Annotated in this window: 18 protein-coding genes; 12 read left to right on the forward strand and 6 right to left on the reverse strand. The window is 46.2% G+C overall.

Annotated features, from left to right (window positions below; translation table 11 throughout):
- Nucleotides 1–8 precede the first annotated feature (8 nt).
- Nucleotides 9–1109 carry a glycosyltransferase family 4 protein gene (locus tag G3352_RS15065; protein WP_163757593.1) on the reverse strand — a complete coding sequence of 367 codons (1101 nt, stop codon included), beginning with the start codon at nt 1107–1109 and terminating at the stop codon, nt 9–11.
- 174 nt (nt 1110–1283) lie between these two features.
- On the opposite strand from G3352_RS15065, the gene G3352_RS15070 reads away from it, so the two are divergent.
- From G3352_RS15070 to msrA, 6 genes are all read left to right on the forward strand, one after another.
- Nucleotides 1284–1598: a DUF3817 domain-containing protein gene (locus G3352_RS15070; protein ID WP_163757595.1), complete on the forward strand. Its 315-nt coding sequence runs from the start codon at nt 1284–1286 to the stop codon at nt 1596–1598.
- Between the two features lie 279 nt (nt 1599–1877).
- Complete coding sequence (locus G3352_RS15075; RefSeq protein WP_163757596.1) at nt 1878–2696, forward strand: TerC family protein; 819 nt, start codon at nt 1878–1880, stop codon at nt 2694–2696.
- A gap of 599 nt (nt 2697–3295) precedes the next feature.
- Complete coding sequence (locus G3352_RS15080) at nt 3296–4759, forward strand: RtcB family protein (protein ID WP_205524880.1); 1464 nt, start codon at nt 3296–3298, stop codon at nt 4757–4759.
- Nucleotides 4759–6063: an AAA family ATPase gene (locus tag G3352_RS15085; RefSeq protein WP_163757598.1), complete on the forward strand. Its 1305-nt coding sequence runs from the start codon at nt 4759–4761 to the stop codon at nt 6061–6063. The genes G3352_RS15080 and G3352_RS15085 overlap by 1 nt, the downstream gene beginning before the upstream one ends.
- A 528-nt stretch (nt 6064–6591) precedes the next feature.
- Nucleotides 6592–6849: a GlsB/YeaQ/YmgE family stress response membrane protein gene (locus G3352_RS15090; protein ID WP_017686880.1), complete on the forward strand. Its 258-nt coding sequence runs from the start codon at nt 6592–6594 to the stop codon at nt 6847–6849.
- Nucleotides 6850–7013: 164 nt separating this feature from the next.
- A complete protein-coding gene (gene msrA / locus G3352_RS15095; protein ID WP_163757600.1) occupies nt 7014–7532 on the forward strand; it encodes a peptide-methionine (S)-S-oxide reductase MsrA in 519 nt (172 codons plus the stop codon).
- A 123-nt stretch (nt 7533–7655) separates the two neighbouring features.
- Here msrA and G3352_RS15100 read toward each other — a convergent pair whose 3' ends face one another.
- Both G3352_RS15100 and G3352_RS15105 read right to left on the reverse strand, forming a co-directional pair.
- The gene (locus G3352_RS15100) at nt 7656–8543 is read right to left on the reverse strand and encodes a putative RNA methyltransferase (RefSeq protein WP_345940763.1); all 888 of its coding nucleotides are present in this window, start codon (nt 8541–8543) and stop codon (nt 7656–7658) included.
- A gap of 285 nt (nt 8544–8828) precedes the next feature.
- A complete protein-coding gene (locus G3352_RS15105; RefSeq protein ID WP_163757604.1) occupies nt 8829–10103 on the reverse strand; it encodes a hypothetical protein in 1275 nt (424 codons plus the stop codon).
- 256 nt (nt 10104–10359) lie between these two features.
- On the opposite strand from G3352_RS15105, the gene G3352_RS15110 reads away from it, so the two are divergent.
- The 3 genes from G3352_RS15110 (at nt 10360) to G3352_RS15120 (ending at nt 12639) form a co-directional block, all read left to right on the forward strand.
- Complete coding sequence (locus tag G3352_RS15110; protein WP_163757606.1) at nt 10360–10956, forward strand: restriction endonuclease; 597 nt, start codon at nt 10360–10362, stop codon at nt 10954–10956.
- A gap of 70 nt (nt 10957–11026) precedes the next feature.
- Nucleotides 11027–11251 carry a hypothetical protein gene (locus tag G3352_RS15115; RefSeq protein ID WP_163757608.1) on the forward strand — a complete coding sequence of 75 codons (225 nt, stop codon included), beginning with the start codon at nt 11027–11029 and terminating at the stop codon, nt 11249–11251.
- 155 nt (nt 11252–11406) lie between these two features.
- The gene (locus G3352_RS15120) at nt 11407–12639 is read left to right on the forward strand and encodes a DNA glycosylase AlkZ-like family protein (protein WP_240343087.1); all 1233 of its coding nucleotides are present in this window, start codon (nt 11407–11409) and stop codon (nt 12637–12639) included.
- Nucleotides 12640–12741: 102 nt separating this feature from the next.
- Here the strand turns inward: G3352_RS15120 and fabV are convergent, their stop codons facing one another.
- On the reverse strand, nt 12742–13932 hold the full coding sequence (gene fabV, locus G3352_RS15125; protein ID WP_163757609.1) for an enoyl-ACP reductase FabV: 1191 nt from the start codon (nt 13930–13932) through the stop codon (nt 12742–12744).
- Between the two features lie 281 nt (nt 13933–14213).
- Here fabV and G3352_RS15130 point away from each other — a divergent pair, with 281 nt between their 5' ends.
- The 3 genes from G3352_RS15130 (at nt 14214) to G3352_RS15140 (ending at nt 17070) form a co-directional block, all read left to right on the forward strand.
- Entirely contained in the window at nt 14214–15494 is a 1281-nt protein-coding gene (locus G3352_RS15130) for an XRE family transcriptional regulator (RefSeq protein ID WP_163757611.1), read from the forward strand.
- Nucleotides 15495–15772: 278 nt separating this feature from the next.
- Nucleotides 15773–16189, forward strand: a complete 417-nt coding sequence (locus G3352_RS15135) for a hypothetical protein (RefSeq protein WP_163757613.1) — start codon at nt 15773–15775, stop codon at nt 16187–16189.
- 86 nt (nt 16190–16275) lie between these two features.
- Nucleotides 16276–17070, forward strand: a complete 795-nt coding sequence (locus G3352_RS15140; RefSeq protein ID WP_163757615.1) for a hypothetical protein — start codon at nt 16276–16278, stop codon at nt 17068–17070.
- Nucleotides 17071–17214: 144 nt separating this feature from the next.
- Here the strand turns inward: G3352_RS15140 and G3352_RS15145 are convergent, their stop codons facing one another.
- Together G3352_RS15145 and G3352_RS15150 are read right to left on the reverse strand one after the other, a co-directional pair.
- Complete coding sequence (locus G3352_RS15145; protein WP_163757617.1) at nt 17215–18030, reverse strand: class I SAM-dependent methyltransferase; 816 nt, start codon at nt 18028–18030, stop codon at nt 17215–17217.
- A 76-nt stretch (nt 18031–18106) separates the two neighbouring features.
- On the reverse strand, nt 18107–19048 hold the full coding sequence (locus G3352_RS15150; RefSeq protein ID WP_240343088.1) for a helix-turn-helix transcriptional regulator: 942 nt from the start codon (nt 19046–19048) through the stop codon (nt 18107–18109).
- Between the last annotated feature and the right edge of the window lie 32 nt (nt 19049–19080).

The following is a 19080-nucleotide window of genomic DNA, read 5'->3' on the forward strand; positions in this document are numbered from 1 at the left end:
AACAAGATTTATCCGCGGATGAGTCTTGTATAGCCTGCTTCAAGATGCATGGCTGTCCGGGCCCAACTGAACTGTTCAACCGCACTGGCACGGCCAGCTTCTCCAAGCGAACGAGCGAGAGAAGGATTGTCTGCCAGTTTAGACAGGTAAGCAGCGAAACTTCGGGGGTTGTGATACTGTCTCACAAGGTATCCATTACTCCCCGATTCAATGATTTCACGAATGCCTCCATTGTCTGAAGCAATGACGGGTAGTCCTGAAGCCATAGCTTCAACATTAACCAGCCCGAAGGCCTCATGTTGTTGGGAAGGACACACTAGGCAGTCCACAGCACTGTACAAACGGTCAATACGTTCATGGGCGATCTGACCTCGGAAGGTGGCATCAACCTTTAAATTTCGGGCAAGCTGTCGCAGCTTGCGGACGTAAACTGGAGGTCCTTTACCTGCAATGATCAGTTGCACGGCTACCTGCTGCTGAATAAGAGCTACGGCACGAATCAGTACATCCACACCTTTGCCGGGAATTAGTCGGCCTACATACAGAATGGAGAATGGCCCTGTAATACCGAACTGCTTCCGCAGAAGCTGCTGCTCTTCTTTAGCTGCAGGCAAAAAACGGCTTAGGTCCACGCCAAGTGGTACAACACCCATCCGTCGTTTTAAGGATGGGAATCGGAGACCCAGCCTTTGTCTGAGGGATTGACTATTGACGGCAATCCAGTTCGCTTTTTTTAACAGCGCTAATCTTGCAGGTCCTGGTTGTGCAAAGGTTAACGAGTGAAGATAGAGCACCACAGGCAACGTAGGGAAAGCGCGTTTAATTGCAGCCATACTATGAGGTCTGTTGTCTACCTGAATAAGATCGAAGGGTTGGATTTTCAGAAAACGGATCACTGCCCTTGTATACTCGCTGGGGCTGGTTGCTGGTACACGACGGATCGCTATGCCATCTATTTGCTCTGTAATGGCAAGGCCGGGCATCTGACGGCTTATGATCGTTACCTGGTGACGGAGAGCAAGTTCACGAGCAATGCCGAGGATGCAGATTTCGACTGATCCGTTACCTGGGACTGGCAATTTTTCAGGCGCTATCAGGGCTATCTTCATCAACAGGTTCCTCCTTGTCCATATTCGCAACAATCTATCTTGGTCATATATCCTATGTGCATCGGATGGATTTGGCTCCTGTAGAACTGCGCGTGAGGGTAAATTTCGTTTTTGTGATATACTGTACGGGATGCAATGAAATCGTTGCGCGTATTTAGAAGCAGGAGGAAAAAAATGTTACATTCAACACTCAGCCGCTTTCGACTGCTGTTGTGGTTGCAGGGGCTTTCATATGTGCTTTTGTTATTTGTTGCTTTTCCATTAAGGGAATCTGGGATCATGCCAAAGGCAGTCACGTGGTTTGGCAACATCTATGGCTTTTTATTTCTGATGTATTTATTACTTATGGTGAGTCTGTATACCACGCAAAAATGGCGTTTGCGTCGTCCAATTGCTTTATTTTTTGTCTCGTTTATCCCACTGGGTAATTTCATCTATGATTTGCTGGTCTTTCGCAAGCTGGACCGAGGTCAGTCAAATAAAGCTTGACTTTGCTTATCGTTATGAATATGATGAGAACAGATTATTGAACCTGTTTCAACTTAAAACTAAATATTCCTGATGTTAAAGGGGAGTAGCTTTCACAGTAAAGTCGTCAGTTCGGGATTACATCCCCGGCTTTATTGGCAGCAATTTTGTTGTTAGCGAGACCTTTACCAAGTTTTCATACTGGGTAAAGGTCTCTTTTTGTGAATAAAAAGGACCTTACCAGTAATGGTAGAGGTCCTTTTTTTTGTACATCATAAGGATACTAAGGAGGAGTCAATTTTGGATTTGTCATTATTATTGGAGTATGGGTGGGTTCTAGTCGTCTTAGTAGTCCTGGAGGGGTTACTTGCCGCGGATAATGCATTGGTTCTTGCCATTATGGTTAAGCATTTACCTGATGATAAACGCAAAAAGGCGTTGTTTTATGGTTTAATGGGGGCGTTCATTTTCCGATTGGGGTCACTGTTCCTGATCTCGTTCCTCGTGGACGTATGGCAGGTCCAAGCGATTGGTGCCCTGTACCTGTTGTACATCTCCATTAACCACATTGTCAAAAAGGTATTGGGTAGCCGAAACAAAACAGATGAAGCGGCTGACTCCGCTCCAAAAAAACCAAAAAAACAATCTGGCTTCTGGATGACTGTATTCAAGGTGGAAGTGGCAGATATCGCTTTCGCGGTCGATTCTATTCTCGCAGCTGTGGCGCTGGCTGTTGCATTGCCACCAAGTGGTCTGCCTCCGATCGGCGGACTTGACGGTGGACAGTTTATCGTCATCTTCCTCGGCGGATTTATCGGCCTCGTCATCATGAGATTTGCGGCTTCCTTCTTCGTTAAACTGCTTCATTCCCGTCCAGGGCTTGAAGTTGCAGCCTTTGTTATCGTTGGCTGGGTTGGGGTTAAGTTGGCTGTTATTACACTTGCACATCCTTCACTGGGTGTTCTGGATGAGCATTTCCCGGAAAATAAAATTTGGAAATTTGGTTTCTACATTGTGCTGATTACGATTGCAGTATGCGGTTGGTTCCTGTCTTCCAAGGTGCCTGAAAAAGAAGATGAAAATCCTGTGGAAGAATTGGAAAAACAAGCAGGGAAATGATAAGATGCAAAGTCAAATCTGTCAAAACATGTACCATCAATAATCGATATCTAATCTCATAATATGCTTGAGTAAGCAGGGTCTGTTCCTTACAGACTCTGCTTTTTTTATATAAGTTATTAGCACGAAGTTTAATCTAATGCATATGCAAAATAGGGAATTTTCCAAGAAAAGGGTTGACACATCGAAACGAGTCCGCTTAATATAAACATAATATTGATGAAGGGAGGCCGAGAGATATGATGGTTGGTTATGATTTGAAATCCACAAAGACACTACGAAGCACAGACACAATTGTATATCCAGTTCATCGTCTCTTTGGCCTCATACGGGCGACATAGGGGAAGATGCATATCGTTTATCCTTGGAACGTTATTAATCGATATGCTACTCTCGGCGTATATTGCAATGGAGAACAGACGCGGCATGTTCATGCTGATTTTGTTTTCTGTTATTGTCATGAAGAAGTCACGGGCGAACTGTCCGTGGCTTCTTTTTTTGTTGTACTGAAGATGGATATGGAATTCGGAATAACGTTAGGTTCATTTTTGAAAGTGAACCGAAATAGCTGAACGTACAGGAAGGAATAATAAACATTTATGAATACACAACCTAATTTATTTACGAGTCAAAATGAACTCACAGGAGGCTACCGACATGAAGTCAAATTGCCTGCTGGTGATTTAACGGTATATGCGGCACAACAGCTGTTCTCGTCATTGGACTATAAGGTGTTCGAGATGGCGAACAACAATCTTCAAATCCCGGGAATTTCCTATATGAGCTATACGCCTGACGTACATGTCGGTGTAGGTACCTGCATTGGCACAACAGCCGTATGGGATGCCAAGAGTGGTTATGTATCTCCATCCATCGTAGGCAGTGATATCGGCTGTGGTATGCGGGTACATATGACCAATTTGCATAAGGACGACCTGAAAGACGTGAAGCTGCGCCGTAAACTCGTAAAAGCCATTGAGAAAGTGCTGCCGATGGAGGCAAATCAGCGCGGTCATTACTCGGACATTCGTTTGGAGCATATTGTGCGAAAGGGTCTGCATGGATTACCCAAAAAATATATCCCGGACAGCTATACACCCAAAAAATCAACTTCCATTACTCATGTAGAGAGCAGCAAATTTGCCTTTGATGAGGAAGTGCTGAATCTGGTACCGGATATGACTTGGCATCGGGCTCATCGCCAGTTAGGAACTTTGGGTGGAGGCAATCATTTTGCCGAGATTCAAGCGATTGAGATTGCGGAGGAAAATCGGGAGATTGCGGAAGCCTGGGGTCTGTACGATGGACAAATTGTTGTCATGATTCATTCCGGCTCCCGGGCCTGGGGCGGGTATGTAAGCCAAACCAGTTCATCAGCCATTGCGAAAGTGATGCAGCGAAATGGTCTGGGGACATCCGATCCAAGACTGGTTTTTGCTCCGCTTGAACATGCGGAAGGTCGCCATTACGTGAATATGATGTATTCTGCGCTGAATTATGCTGTGGTGAATCGACATCTGATTGCATATGCAATTCGCGAAGCTTTTCGGGATGTGTTTGGTCCAAAATGCGAATTCCGTACCCTCTATGATTTGATGCACAACTATGCATGGGAGGAATCCCACCTGGATCAGGGCTCTGTCTTTGTACACCGCAAAGGAGCTACACGTGCATTACCTGCCGGTCATCCCGATAATCCGAAGCCATATCTGGCAACAGGTCATCCGGCGCTTATTCCCGGTTCAATGGGGACTGCTTCATATATCATGGTAGGTCAACCCGAGGGGAAGGATAACTATTATTCGATTTGTCATGGGGCAGGACGCATTCGTTCGCGTACAGCTACAAAGCGCCTGGTTACCGTGGAGGATTTTGCCTCGGCGCTGGGTGTGGGAACTGAAGATGAGATTGTGGTGAACCAGCGTTCACTTGAATCGATTATTGATGAATCACCGCAAGCTTATAAAAATGTCGATGAAATTATTGATAGTGTTACCGGCGCAGGTCTGGCTCAAGTTGTAGCCAAATGCAAACCACTTGCCGCTGTGAAGGGAGCTAAGTAATGACCATAGATAAAGAACAATTGAATCATAATAGAGTCATCTATTCCTACGAAGAGCAACAAGACAGTCAAATTCGAAACGAAGGCTATGCCATATATGCCCGTTTGATTCGCGGCATCACTGAAGCGCTGGGCGATCGATACGGCGTTCATTATAAACTCTATGCCAGCGATGATCCAAACAGTGAATACTGGGATCTGCTAAAAGAAGATCTGCAAAGCAACAGCACGGAAGTGGAATTGGTTGCCCGGATCTTCGAAGATCTGGAGCTACGTACACTGCATTATGAGGATGATGGCGATGCACCAACCTATGGGGTGCATTATTCGATTCGCAACAATGTATTTGCCTATCCCCAGTGGGGCGTAGCTCTCGTCCGCATTCCTTTCTTCCGGGAGAATGGGATATACAATGAGGATTTTGTTTTTGCTACAGGAGAAGAGGAATTGAAGCAATTTCTGGGCAGTGTAAGGGAACGGGAACGGCAGCAAAATATGAAAAAAGTCACGGTGTACACGGATGCCCGCAATGGCAGTGATCGTCATGTGGAATCCATTACCCGCTCTGTGGGGCGGGATGAGGTCGTGCTTTCTCCGCAAATTAAACAGGATATTTTCCGTTCGTTGGACCAGTTTTTCGAGGCGGATCGCTCTTTTTACCGAGACTATGATATTCCATACAAACGTGGCATCCTGCTGTACGGCCATCCTGGAAACGGAAAAACGACCCTCGTGAAATCCATTGCAGGAAGCATTCCGGGGCCAGCAGCATATTGGCAAATTACCGAATACACAAACAGTGAATCGGTGCGTGAAGTGTTCGAAGCAGCCAAACGTTTGGCTCCCATGGTACTGATTATTGAGGATATCGATTCCATGCCGGATGAAGTGCGATCCTTTTTCCTGAATACGTTGGATGGGGCAACGTCTAAAGAGGGCATCTTCCTAATTGGCACCACGAATTATCCGGAGAAAATAGACCCAGGGCTCATGAACCGTGCCGGTCGGTTTGATCGGGCTTATGAAATACCGCTACCGGACGAAGGACTGCGCCTGCAATATTTAAATCAACGCGGCTTTGCTGTCTTTGCAGGGGAAGAAGGTACGCTGGAAGCTGCACGATTAACGGATACCTTTTCTCTTGCCCAGCTTGGAGAGCTGTATGTCAGCGCAGCGCTGGAATGGCACCAGAATGGCCGGACGGACATTGTGCAGATCATTCAGTCAATGCGAGGAGAGCTGGACAAGAGTCATAAGCATAACTGGCTGACCCAGCCAGGCAAGGGGCGTGCAGGTTTTTATTAATACCTAAATATTTTGGAGATCTTAAAAATTCTTGGACAGATGAGGACGATGTAGTGGAGGGGACGAAAGCGATTCTGAAGAAGCGAAGCTAAAAGATTTCTGCAAGAAAGCTACTTCGTAAGCATTATCTTGCCTTTATCAACGGATTTTCCCTTCTATAAAGGGAATACAAAAAAATCCGGGGATAACAGCGATCGGAAGAACGATTCGTAACCGGAACGGCTGTTTTGATGTACGCTAACTTTTTAAAATAGACCAAAAATATTCTCACCTCAATTGGTTATACTAAGGCTGTCTGAATCAACATACAATGACTTTCGGGAGGTACATAACGCAGTCTTGAACTGTGTAAGATGCCCGGAAGTTACGCACTCTGTTTATAATGCCTTGTTATAGGCTGTTAAACAGAGAAAAGGGCATATGAACAAAAGGGAATATACAACAATTTTCATGCCAATTGTTTAAATGCTTCTGTAGCGGTTAATAGTAGACAGACAACAACAAAAACTTTAATTAGAGGTGAATGATATGGGTTGGTTATGGTCATTAATTATCGGTGGTATCATTGGATGGTTGGCAGGTCTGATTGTTGGTCGTGACATTCCCGGCGGCGTTATCGGTAACATCATTGCCGGTTTTATCGGTGGATGGTTAGGTGGAGTGATCCTGGGAGACATGGGTCCAGAAATGGGCGGATTCTACATAGTACCGGCATTAATCGGTGCCATCGTACTTGTAGCGATCGTGAGCTTGATCTTCCGTTCTATGGGTCGAAGCCGCGGGTAACGAATTCAAGATCTTGAATTAACAGTTAGTCGGCAACAAGCAGTTTGAATAACTGTTAATATAACAGATGTTTCTGAAGAGGTTGATGGAAGTCCACGGACGTGGCTTTCCATCAACCTCTTTTTGTTTTAAGATATAGGTACAACAGAAAGGGATGAGTTTGCATGGAAAAAGCTACATTTGCCGGCGGATGCTTCTGGTGTATGGTTACACCATTTGAAGAGCAACCAGGCATTCATGGTATTGTATCAGGCTATACCGGCGGTCACGTCGATAATCCAACATATGAGCAGGTCAAAACCGGGGAGACGGGTCATGTCGAGGTCGTTGAAATTACATTTGATCCAGAGGTATTTCCGTATGAACGTCTACTGGAGCTATACTGGCCCCAGACGGACCCAACCGATGATGGAGGGCAATTTCAGGATCGTGGAAGTCAGTACCGTACAGGCATCTTTGTCCATAATGAACGTCAACGCGAGCTCGCAGAGCAGTCCAAGCAGGAGCTGGCAGCAAGCGGACGATTCAATCAACCGATTGTGACGGAGATTCGGGATGCAGTTGTGTTCTATCCGGCAGAAGATTACCATCAGGATTACCACAAGAAAAATGAGAAACATTACAAAGAAGATCGTGCGGAATCCGGACGGGATGAATTTATTGAAGAAAACTGGAATAATTAATTTCATTTACAATAGACCCATTTGCATCAGATCTTATTGAAAAAGCCGGGAGAGTTCCAACAGGAACTTCCCCGGCTTTTTTTTTGATTGTTCAATGATTAAGAGAATGCTATCTCAATGGCTTCAGAACTTATCTCCTTTTCCCACCAGTATTTCTAAATCAATCGTAATCTGAGATAAGGACTCTTGAACGCTGGCTATGGCTGATTCCGTCCCGTGCCAGGAGAGTGGTGTCATATGAATGAGTGAATTCATCATGATTTCCGATACGGGCAGAGTGTATGTTAGCGGAATGCTGTCTATGAGATGATGATGCTTGGTAAATCGGTCCAATACATACTCTCTGCTGTCTAATTGATGAGATCGGCCCCGAAACAAAAGCTCTCTCATTTCCATTAGATATCGGTCACGGGGAATTACTTTGATGATCCAGCCATCCTTCTTCATCACTCGCCCGAACTCTTCATAATTCGAAGGGGAGAGGATATTCAGGATCACGTCCAGTTGCCCCTCAGCAAAAGGACTATAAGCAAGATCACCAACAAACCAGATTTGCTGGTCGTAGGTAGAAGAAGCCATGGCAATACCCTCTTTGGCGATGTCGATCCCCCAGCCCACAGCTGGAGTATTCTGTGTAATCTGCTGCAAAAGAGAGCCTTCTCCTGCACCTGCGTCCAGAATATGCAAGGGCTGACTGCTGCCATCGGAGTAATCTTCAATCCAATGGCGAATGATATCGGTCAGAGGCGTATAGATAGCCGTATGAGATAAAATATTCCTTTTGGCTGTAAATAAACGTTTGTCATAGTTTCCCTTGAAAAAACGTGTCATGAAATTGATATAGCCTTGTCTTGCCAAATCAAACGAATGCCCGTAACTACATTGAATATTGTCCCGACTAATCGTTTTCATTGTGTGATGACAGACGGGACATTTAAGCATATGGATGTATGGATAAATAAGCGCAGCACTACGTTCTCTGCGTTGGATTGACATGGAATAGCACCCCATTCATTCAGATATGGATAACTGAAGAAAAGGGCATAACAAATAAACCTCTATCAGACATTTTGAAAAAAAAGAGGTTTATGTTATGCCCTAAGTTATCTGTATCGAATGAATTGAATAATCATGGGAGGGCTACGCTCCTTGCCAATCAAGAGTAGGGTGAAAAAGTGAACGATACTATTATACCAGTTTGCGCAGAGAGGATAAAAGGGAGGGAACTCTCATCGTTGTGTGAAATAACAGAGCGCCCTGTTAACCGTTAGTCGGTCAACCAGAGCGCTCCATTTACTATTTAGCTGAGGCTGTCTTCAATACATACTTGGATAATGCATCTTCATTGATCTGATAGATAATATGATCGTTGTACGTTGAATATCCATCGAGCAATCCAGGAGAGGATGCAAACTCATATTCATGTACCGTATCCAATGTTTGCGGATCGAGAATATAACCCTTTTTAGCGAAATCAAGTTTGTATTGCCCGTCCTGTGTACGATCAACCTGCATGAGAATAGGCTGCTCTTCCTTAAATGTGCGTTCGGTCACTTTGCCTTTCATGGTGTACAGCTCCAGCTTTTGGCCTGTAAACAGGGTATAACTGTTGCCTGCGGTCTGAACATAGGCATCACCGGCAATAGCACGGCCCCAGGCGAGTTTGCCATCGGTGCCAAAGCCCATCAGCTTGTTACCCGTGTTCGCAAAATTGGCACGCATGATCACGGAGCCATCTTCCAGAATGGCCAGCGATTCACCGCCGCCGTCTCCCAGAGTGTTGGCATTGCTCGGGAACTGGTAGAAGGAAAGACGATTCAGCGTACGATCGTAAATCTCCACTTTGGGGTTAGCGGCAGGCTGCCAGAAGCTGCCCACTTTGGTTTGTTTGCTGGCATCAACTACGATTCGATCACTGCCTGCTTTGAGTACAGCACCGTTGATTGTTTTTTCCGTAATCAGTTTTCCCTTTTTGTCATACAGCGAGATGGCTGAACGGACGGAACCGTTCGATTGAACACCAGGGCTCGAAGCGATCAATAACGTATCGTCGTCCAGAAAGTACATGGATGATGAATTACTCACGTTTTTGACCCAGTTGGTTTTGCCTGAAGTATTGAACGAGTATACCTTTTTGGTTCCATCTGAATATTCCATATATACATAGGCTGTGCCGTTGCTGGTATATAGTGAATTGGAGTAGGTTGTATAAGGCCCACTTTTCTCATGGAAAATCACGTTCCATTTCAATTGTCCGGTCGTGGCATCCAGCGCCTGAAGCGAATCCAGCTGCCAATCCAACTTCGTATTGCTGCTTGTTTTGGTCACGGGCTGGGAAGAATGCACATACACCAGATTTTTCGCAGGTACTGCGTTCACTTCTTTGACGATAACGTCTTTCTCCGTATTCACTTGCGTGAGTGAGAGAGAAGATGATGTCCATGAAGGCTTAGGCAATGGTGCATTTTGTTCTGCGGCCGCGTAGCTTGGTGTATGCAGGCTGAAGAGGAGCGTGCCACTGAGAAGAAGCGCAGCCCATGTTTTGGACTTTCGTTTGTTGGATGTATGCAAGTTATAAACCACCTTTCTTCGATTCAAAATAGAACCGATTGTTGAATTCTACCATTTCATACATGTGAAATTCAACCTGAGTGTCTGTAACCTTTTATGATTGAGGTATAAAATTATTGTTGTTTGGAGAAGTTCGAGGGTTACAGGGAATTCATCTTCTTTCTGTTACGAGAGAAGTCTGCTATATTTAGTCGGGTGACGAGGGCTAAGAGGTGTACAAGCCTGCCAGATTAGAGGAACGACAAGGAGAACAGACATGAATTGGAATGAAAATATGACCACTGTGGGTATAGGCGTTATCGTCCTTTTACTGCTCATTGCCTGGATCATTCGCCGTGTAATTCGGCGAGGGCAGCGCATACGAAGTGAGGCCAACCCGCGTAAGATTACGATTAAGGATATCGATAAAATGCAGGATGGATCGGAATTTGAACTGTACCTGTATCATTTATTCCAGCAGCTCGGTTATGCCGAAGTACATAAGACTACAAGCAGCCGTGATTTTGGTGCGGACCTTGTGTTTGTGGATAGAGTAGGAAGACGTAATGTCATTCAGGCCAAACGTTACGGAGCAAATCATCCGGTTGGGCTCAGCGCAGTGCAGGAGATTTACACGTCCATGCGTTATTATGAAGCAGATCGATCCATCGTGCTCACCTCAGCCAGATATACGGAAGCATGCCGGACGCTGGCAGCGGTCAACGGGGTGAAGCTGCTGGACCGTGAAGATCTGATGGACCTGATCATGCTGTTTAAATCCAGAAGAATGGAAGAAGCACTGGAATTGATTGAGGAAGACGATCAGGAACCTGTGGAAACATGGCAATCACGGCGGAAAAGAGTTCCACGTTAATCACCTTCACTTGTCTGCCTGCACATGATATATTGAGTGCATACCAACCAAGGGAGTGTGTTCAATTATCATGGCACGTACACAAACACAAAAAGCATTGCGCAAAGCAGAGCGCTCGGGACAATGGTGTCCGGAGCAAAGTCGGAGAGTAAACGGAGATTATGGAGCGTTATCCCAGCATGTTCGACTCATGCCCACGAAACAGGAGAAATTGCAAAAGGTCAAACACAAGAAGCGGACCCAGGATGGTGGTGCTTCTTTTTATTTTGTCTTTGGTCTGCGGAGTGCTGCATAAGTATCAAAATTTTAAAAAAAGCTCTTCCTTCGATTGGTATGACACCCCTTGGACTGTTAAAATCAATGTATCTCTTTTGAATTGGATCATTATAGCTATACATCCTCTTATCTTCGATGAAGGGAAGAATTCTACATATGACAACAGCGCTTCGCATGAATAAAAAAATCGTACGGCGTTTTTTGCTGCAAACGCAATCTTTATTGGAACGTTGGCCCGCCGCTTCCTTGCCTTCGGGTCCTGAACAGGTCATTCAGTTGATCCGCTCCCTTGGCTGCGTGCAGATTGATCCTGTCGCTGCTGTAACCGGAAATCAGCATTTGGTGCTGGGCGCTCGTGATCCGGGCTATACCTCTGAGTATTTACATACGTTGTTGAGTGATCATAAAGTGTTTGAATATTTTGCCAATGCTGCATGTGTTATTCCGATCGAAGATTATGCGATGTTCGAGCCTGTACGTGCCCGATTACGGGAGCGTCTGGCTCCTTCCCTGCAAGGGCTGGAAAATACAGTGCAGCATGTGCTGAAGCGTTTGGAAGAAGAGGGGCCGCTCCCGTCAAGGGCTTTTCGTGCCGTCGAACGGGTGAGTGGATATTGGGACAGTGCAGATGTGCCTAAAACGAAGGACACCTCTTTAGCGTTGAACTTGCTGCTGGATTCGGCTGCCATTCGTGTCGTGGCAAGGCAGGGGAATGAACGATATTTTCATATTACTGAATCCGGATTGTTGGAGCAGGGTGAATCCACGACAGCGGAAATCGATCTTTTGACTCAAAAGCAGGCTCTGATGGACAAGTACATTCATGCATATCGGGTCGTGGACGTGCGAGATCCACGATTGGGCTGGATGAAATCCACCGCTGCTGAACGTCGGAATGATATGGCTGCACGTGTCGCAGATGGTCGCATGATCCCGCTGGAGGTAGAGGATGTTGCGACGCAGTATTATATCCGTGCAGAAGATGAGGGTTTGTTGCGTGAGTTGGAAAGGGAAGAGCCGCATTATGATCCATCAGGTCCGGTACGATTCCTGCCTCCGCTGGACAACCTGCTGTGGAGACGGGAACGGATTGTGGATTTATTTGATTTCCATTATAAGTGGGAGATTTACACACCAGAGGTGAAACGAACTTACGGATATTACGCCATGCCCATTCTTCACGGCGATCGGCTGATTGGACGTATGGACCCGCGACTCGATCGCAAAACGGGCGTGCTAACGGTTCGGTTGTTATCGATGGAAGAGACTGCTCCGCCTGTGGAGGAATGGATCGCGGATTTTCGGGAGGGACTCCAGTTCTTTGCAACGATGCATGGAGCGCGATCCATCACGGTAGAGAAGACGGTGCCGAAGGGGTTGAAAAAGCAACTCAAGTCGGTCTTATAGAATCGGTAGACGTCAAAAAGGGAGCGAAAGCTCGCTCCCCTAAGGCTGAATCTGGACCTGTAATAAGCTTGTTACTCCAATCTCAGCCAAATTAGTTTTCAATTAACGCAGATGTGGTACTTCAACATTTGGATCAACATCTGCTTCATAATCCACGCCGTCGGTTTCAAAACCGAACAGTTGGAAGAACTCCTGACGGTAGCCTACCAAATCGGACAGATCGTAGATATTTTCGGTGGTCAGCTCGTCCCAGAGCTTCGCCACTTCTTCCTGAACGTCTGCTCTCATCTCCCAATCATCGATACGAATACGCCCTGCTTTATCGGTCGGAACTTCTCCTCCCGCATAGAGGCGATCAGCAAACAAGCGTTGTAATTGCTCGATGCAGCCTTCATGCAAGCCCTTTTCCTTCATGACTTTGTACAACGCAGAGATATACAACGGCACCACTGGAATTGCGGAGCTTGATTGGGTTACGAGCGCTTTGGCTACGGTTAGGTAAGCGCGTCCACCCTTTGCACTCAGACGATCATTCAGCTTGTGGGCTGTCGCTTCCAGATGGTTTTTGGCCTGACCGATGGAACCATCACGATAGATCGCATGCGTAAGTTCAGGACCGATGTAAGAAAAGGCAATGGTTGTTGCATTGTCGGCGAGTACGCCACCTTCTTGCAAGGCATCCATCCACAGTTCCCAATCATCTCCACCCATCACGGCCACGGTCTGGCGGATTTCTTCATCGGATGCCGGATCAATCGTAACGGAAGTCACTTCTCCCGTATGAAAATTGACTGTTTTGTTGGTGTACGATTGTCCAATCGGTTTGAGTACAGAATTGAATACTTCACCAGTATTCGGATCAGTACGGCGTGCTGACGCTACGCTGTAGACAACCAGATCAACCTGACCGAGTTCACTGCGAATCAGTTCAACGGTCTTTTCTCTGGTTTCGTTGGCAAAGGCATCACCTGTGATGCTGTATGATTTCAGTCCTGCTTCTTCCGCAGCTTTCTCAAATGCAGCGGAGTTGTACCAGCCTGCTGAAGCTGTACGTTTTTCAGTGGAGCTGCTTGGGCGGTAAATGCCGATGGTGTTGGCTCCGGCACCAAATGCGGATACGACGCGCGAAGCGAGCCCATATCCAGTAGAAGCTCCGATAACGAGTACGTTCCGCGGTCCGTTCAATTGCGGTTGAGATTTTACATAATCAATTTGCTCCTGGACTTGTGCAGCACAGCCTACAGGATGGGAAGTTGTACAAATAAAACCACGTGTTCTTGGTTTAATAATCATTCATTTGCATCCTTTCATATTCAACTCTTGTTCTTCATTATTGGATAATGCTCTTGTACATACCACCTTATTGTAAAACAATTGCCTCCGAAACGGAAACCGTTTCGATGGATTTGGCTAAAAGACGGTATCCGGCTTCGCACCCGGGATGATATTATATAATTTGAGCTAAACATTTACACGATAACGGAGAGGACAGAACGGATCTGGAGAAGCGAAGCGTTCGCCTTTATCACCGGATTTTTGTGATTCACAGGATCGAAACGAAAGGAAGACTAGCCATGCTGAAGGAACGGATTGAATTTCTGAGCAAAAGAAAGCAAATCTCCCGCAAAGACCTCGTGGAAGGTCTGGTTACGCAGGCTCACTTTGCCAATATTCTGGCCGATCGTTATCCACTCCCTGAAGATCTGGCAGAGGCTATTGCGTCACGTCTTGGCGTTACGACTTCCTATCTGTTAAACGCTTCTGCACAGGATGAAGAAACACTGGCGCGGGCAGAGGCTATTTTTGAACAAATGTCAGTTCCAGCTTCGGTGATAGCAGAAGATATCGTACACGCACTTGAGGATCGGGATGATGCGCTGACAGTAGAGATGACCACGGCCTTAATGAAGGCGGTCTATTATCAACAATTAAATGATGCATCGGCTCATGAATATATACATACATCCTATTTGAATTTTTATCTGGAGAAATACGGCCGTCCTGACGATGTGGATCTGCCGCGTCCGTTAGCCAAGGCGTTATTATATTACAAAGTGCAGTACTATCGTTCCAAGCTTGCCTCTGTGGATGTGTTAACACATGCAACCAGGCTCAGTGAATTAGCCCTTCCTGGAAGTGAATTCTGGCTGTCTGTGCAAAATATAAAGATGGAAGCCTACATTCAGGTCAAACAGTACGAAGAGGCCAAGCAGGTATTCGATCTCACCATGAGACATGTCTATGATCAGCGGCTGTTTCATCGCTTGTCCGGATTATATGTGGCATACAGCGGATATTGCTTTGCGATGGGACTGGTACAGGAGGCGCTCTCGGCATTGACCATGGCAGAGGCGAATCTGGTGTATGCCGGTAATCAGGGCGATCTGGTCACCGCCATTGCGAATAATCGGATTGTCATGTTAACCATGACGGGAGAACTGGATCAGGCACAGTCGGAGATCGAGCGATTCGAATCCCTGTTGCAGCAGGAACCCGAAGAAACCCAGCAGGCCATGAAGCCATTAGTCAGTGTGTATCGGTGTGAAGTGGCACTGGCACGAAAGAACTGGGGTGTACTCGCGCAGAGTGTGGATCAACTGTTGAATAGTGCAACAACTCAGGATCAGCAGATGAGTGCAACCTTCTACCAGAGCCATCTGGCTCTTGCGCATGGAGATCGTGAAGTGTTCATGGAGCGAGCACTCGCATGTCTGCCTTATTTTGAGTCCGTGCAGCATGTCATGCGTCTTGAACCTTTATATGAGGGAATGGCCGTGGTGTCCGAGGATCAGCGAAAATATAAGGAAGCCGCCATGTATTATCGGAAGCTTGTCTATCTGTTACGCAAAAAATAGATCGAAAATCGGCTTGGAACCGCCGTTTTTTTGCATGATTTTGTTCAATACCGGTGCATTAGGCACAAAATATACCTCCAAACCTTTCATTCAAGAGTCGTTTACGGCTCTTTTTTTTGCGGAATCCATCAAAAAGCATGTTAAAGAAACGAGAATTCAGTGGTTTAATCACCGGATTTTTCGTTTCTTTTTGTATGCAGTCTAAAGGGTATTCAAGGACAAGCTGTCCTGTTTATACTTTAACTATAACCAAAAACAAAAAAAACGAGGTGTTCATTATGGGATGGTTTGGTAAAAAGAACAAGCAGGAAGATGCGATTGCGAAGGCAGATAAAATGATGAATAAAGGACTTACCGGCATGATGATGAAAGGTTTTGTATCAAAGGAGCATCGGGAAGCCATCAACCAGAGTCTGGATTCGGCGAAGCAGGCACAACTGGCGGCAAGTGGTTCCCTTCCCTTAACTGCAACAGCTACGGTAATCACGATTACCGATACGGGCAAGCTGATCAATTTTGATCCAATTGTTGTGCTTGTTCTGGATGTAACAGAGACGAATGGCAATCAGTATCAGCGAACATTGGAAACACTGGTGTCCAAGATGCAGATTCCGCGCGTGGGAGATCGGGTGGGATTGGGTCAAAATCCGGCGAATCCGTCCGAGCTAATTTACATGGGTCTGTTGTCCGTTTAGGAGGTGTTCGAACTACAAAAGAGCAGGCTATCAATTAATAAAGACAACTAACAACGAATAATAGAGATATAGAGAGGGTGGGGCAGATGGTAGGTTTCCTGAGATTGGTCGGTGTGTTGACTGTATTTGGGGTAGGGTTCTCCCCATTTCTGCTAGAGCAGTTGTGGAATGATCCTTCTATCATTATACAGGCATGGTGGTATACACCAGCTATTTTTGCCGGATTTGGGCTGATCTTTATTCCCTCCATTTTGGCTAATATCTTCGGCGTTGGGAGAGTGAAGTCAGGATTACCAGCGGTTGGTGTCATTAAAAGCATACAGCAGACGGGTACGTATATTAATGAGCAGCCGGAAGTTCGACTGGGCCTGACCGTCTCGCTTAAAGGACGTGAGAAATACGATACCGAGTTGAGAACCATTATACCGTTGACGTCCATGGCTCAGTTCCAGCCGGGCAGCTTCATTCCGTTAGTGGTCTCCGTGAAGGATGAACGCAAGGTAGGGCTTGATCTGAAAGGACGATTGTCTCAGGAAGATATGCAGCAATTGCTGAATGAGAAGATGGTGCAGCATGGCGTGGCACCTGAGATGATGGATATTGCACGAACGGGAGAGAAAGCGATGGCCAAGATATTGGATGTTACTCCACTTGGAAGCGGAGGTAATGGCAAAATCAAACTTCAGCTTACGCTTAGTGTAACGAAGTCAAATGGAGAGACATTTAAGGTCACTATCCCAAAGGAAATTTATCCATCTACCCTACCTCAGGTTCAGCAAGGCCATATTATTAACGTGATCTACTCGAAGCAGGACCCGTCAAAAGTAGTGTTGGCATTGAATGTACAGGAGGAACAACTATGTAATTTGTTCTCATCCTGATGGCTATATAAACAAAAAACCTGCAACATCACTGTGTTCGTGATGGGCAGGTTTCTTTTGTGCGTGTTATGTGCGGTTGAGAAAGGAACAGAGATACCACTCTCCATTACTTCCGAAAAAATGTGGATGAGCTCAGCTTTAAGATCAGACGATGCCCAAGCGCATCCGATATGAGAATAGAACTTGTCTCGATTCTCCGGCAAATATACGAGTAGCTAGCTGTCTAAATTCGTCTGCTACCTCAAGTAGATCAGTGGCTCCGAGTTTCACTGCCGTTTGCAGGCCGCCTTGGCTTAGTGCCAGATTGACGTATCGGTCGGCATCGAATGTTTCCCGATGATGAAACACAATTTCACGCGAATAACGGAACAAGCCGGACTGCTGAATCTGCTGCAAATGTCCGTCTTTATTCCATTTATGTGCTTGATTCTCCTGGGGAGCCAGACTGGCAGCTCGATGATCTGCCTCCGTATTCAAATGCAGATAGGCTTGTTCCAGCTGCCAATCGACCACTGGTGGCCAGTCACAGTCGTAGGCAGCAAATATGCCTCCTGGACGCAGTACACGCGCAAATTCGCGCAGTGTGGACTGGGGCTCCATCCAGTGGAACGACTGTGAGCAGGTCACGATATCCACACTGCCATCAGGTAGTCCCAGTTCATGGGATAGGCCAGAGACAAAACGCAGATGGTCCGGTTTGCCTGCTGCTTCCCATTTGGACTCTGCGACAGCTCTCATATCATCGCTTGGTTCGACGCCAATAACACGTTCTGCCTCATTTAGCCAAATCCATGACGATAAGCCCGTACCACAGCCAACATCCGCGACCAAGCGAGGTTTGCTGCCCAAATAATTCGTTAGAATATCTACGACCTCGGTGGGCACAGCAGGACGGTTCTGGTCATATAACGTACCGAAACCTTTGAATCGTTCCACATTGTTACGTCTAATGTCTTGCATGGACAAACCTCCTTCAGGAAATGAAATAGATAGCAAAAAAGTAAAAGAATCAACAAATGATCAGAGCTTCATTATATCATTCATTTTCCAACCTGTTGTTAACGAGCTGTTGTAAATGTTCTACCGCTTTGATATGTCGTCTGAGCAGTTCCTGTCCAACGTGTGGAGGCTTGACTACGGTCAGGTCAGATCCAAACGACATCAGGAAGGAGTACAGCCATTCTCCTTCATTGAGTTCAAGGGCAACGCGCAGCCTGCCGTCGGGATCTTTTTCAACGCGTGAAGGTTCAAAAAAATCATACACCCTATATGCAATAGTGTTAGAGAACGACAGTTCCAGAGCGATTTGGTTGATTGTGACGTGAGTCTCATTTTCCGTTGATCCGATGTTCATGTTGTTTCGGGGAACCCTCGGCAGAAATTTCAACTGCTTAATTCGTTTCATTTTGAACGTCTGAAATTCGTTTCGATCGTGCTCGTCGTGAATGTACCCCTTGAAATACCAAGTACTGTTCTTGAACAAAAGTTTGAGAGGTTCAACCGTCGGAACACTCTTCTCTCCATCCGAATTGACATAGTGAAACGTAATCCATTGATTGGTGAGGATCGCCTGTTTGACCTGATTGAACAGTTCCCTCTCCTGCTGTGGAATGCTGCCCCATGGTGAAAAGTCGAACTCGATCCAATCCAGCTTGTGATCAAAAAGGGCGGTTAAACGTTTGAGCATATGGGCAGTGTTAAGGTGAGGGATGGCGCTGACGCTATATAATCCAAGCAAAATTTCATTCTGATCATCTTCGGACAACAGGGATTTGTCCATAACAAAGTTGTCCATCAGATGGATGCCGCCATGCTTTCCGGTTGTCGTGTATACGGGAATACCCGCCGCACTCAGTCTGTCGATATCACGATACACCGTGCGCACGGATATCTCGAATAAACGCGCGAGCTCGGGGGCGGTAGCTTTCTTTTTCTCCAATAACAGCAATAGCATTTTGAATAATCGGTTATTTTCCATGTCGACATTATACCATGACAATAGGTGTCAGG

The sequence above is a fragment of the Paenibacillus sp. ALJ109b genome (assembly GCF_010747435.1).
GTDB classification, from domain to species: domain Bacteria; phylum Bacillota; class Bacilli; order Paenibacillales; family Paenibacillaceae; genus Paenibacillus; species Paenibacillus taichungensis.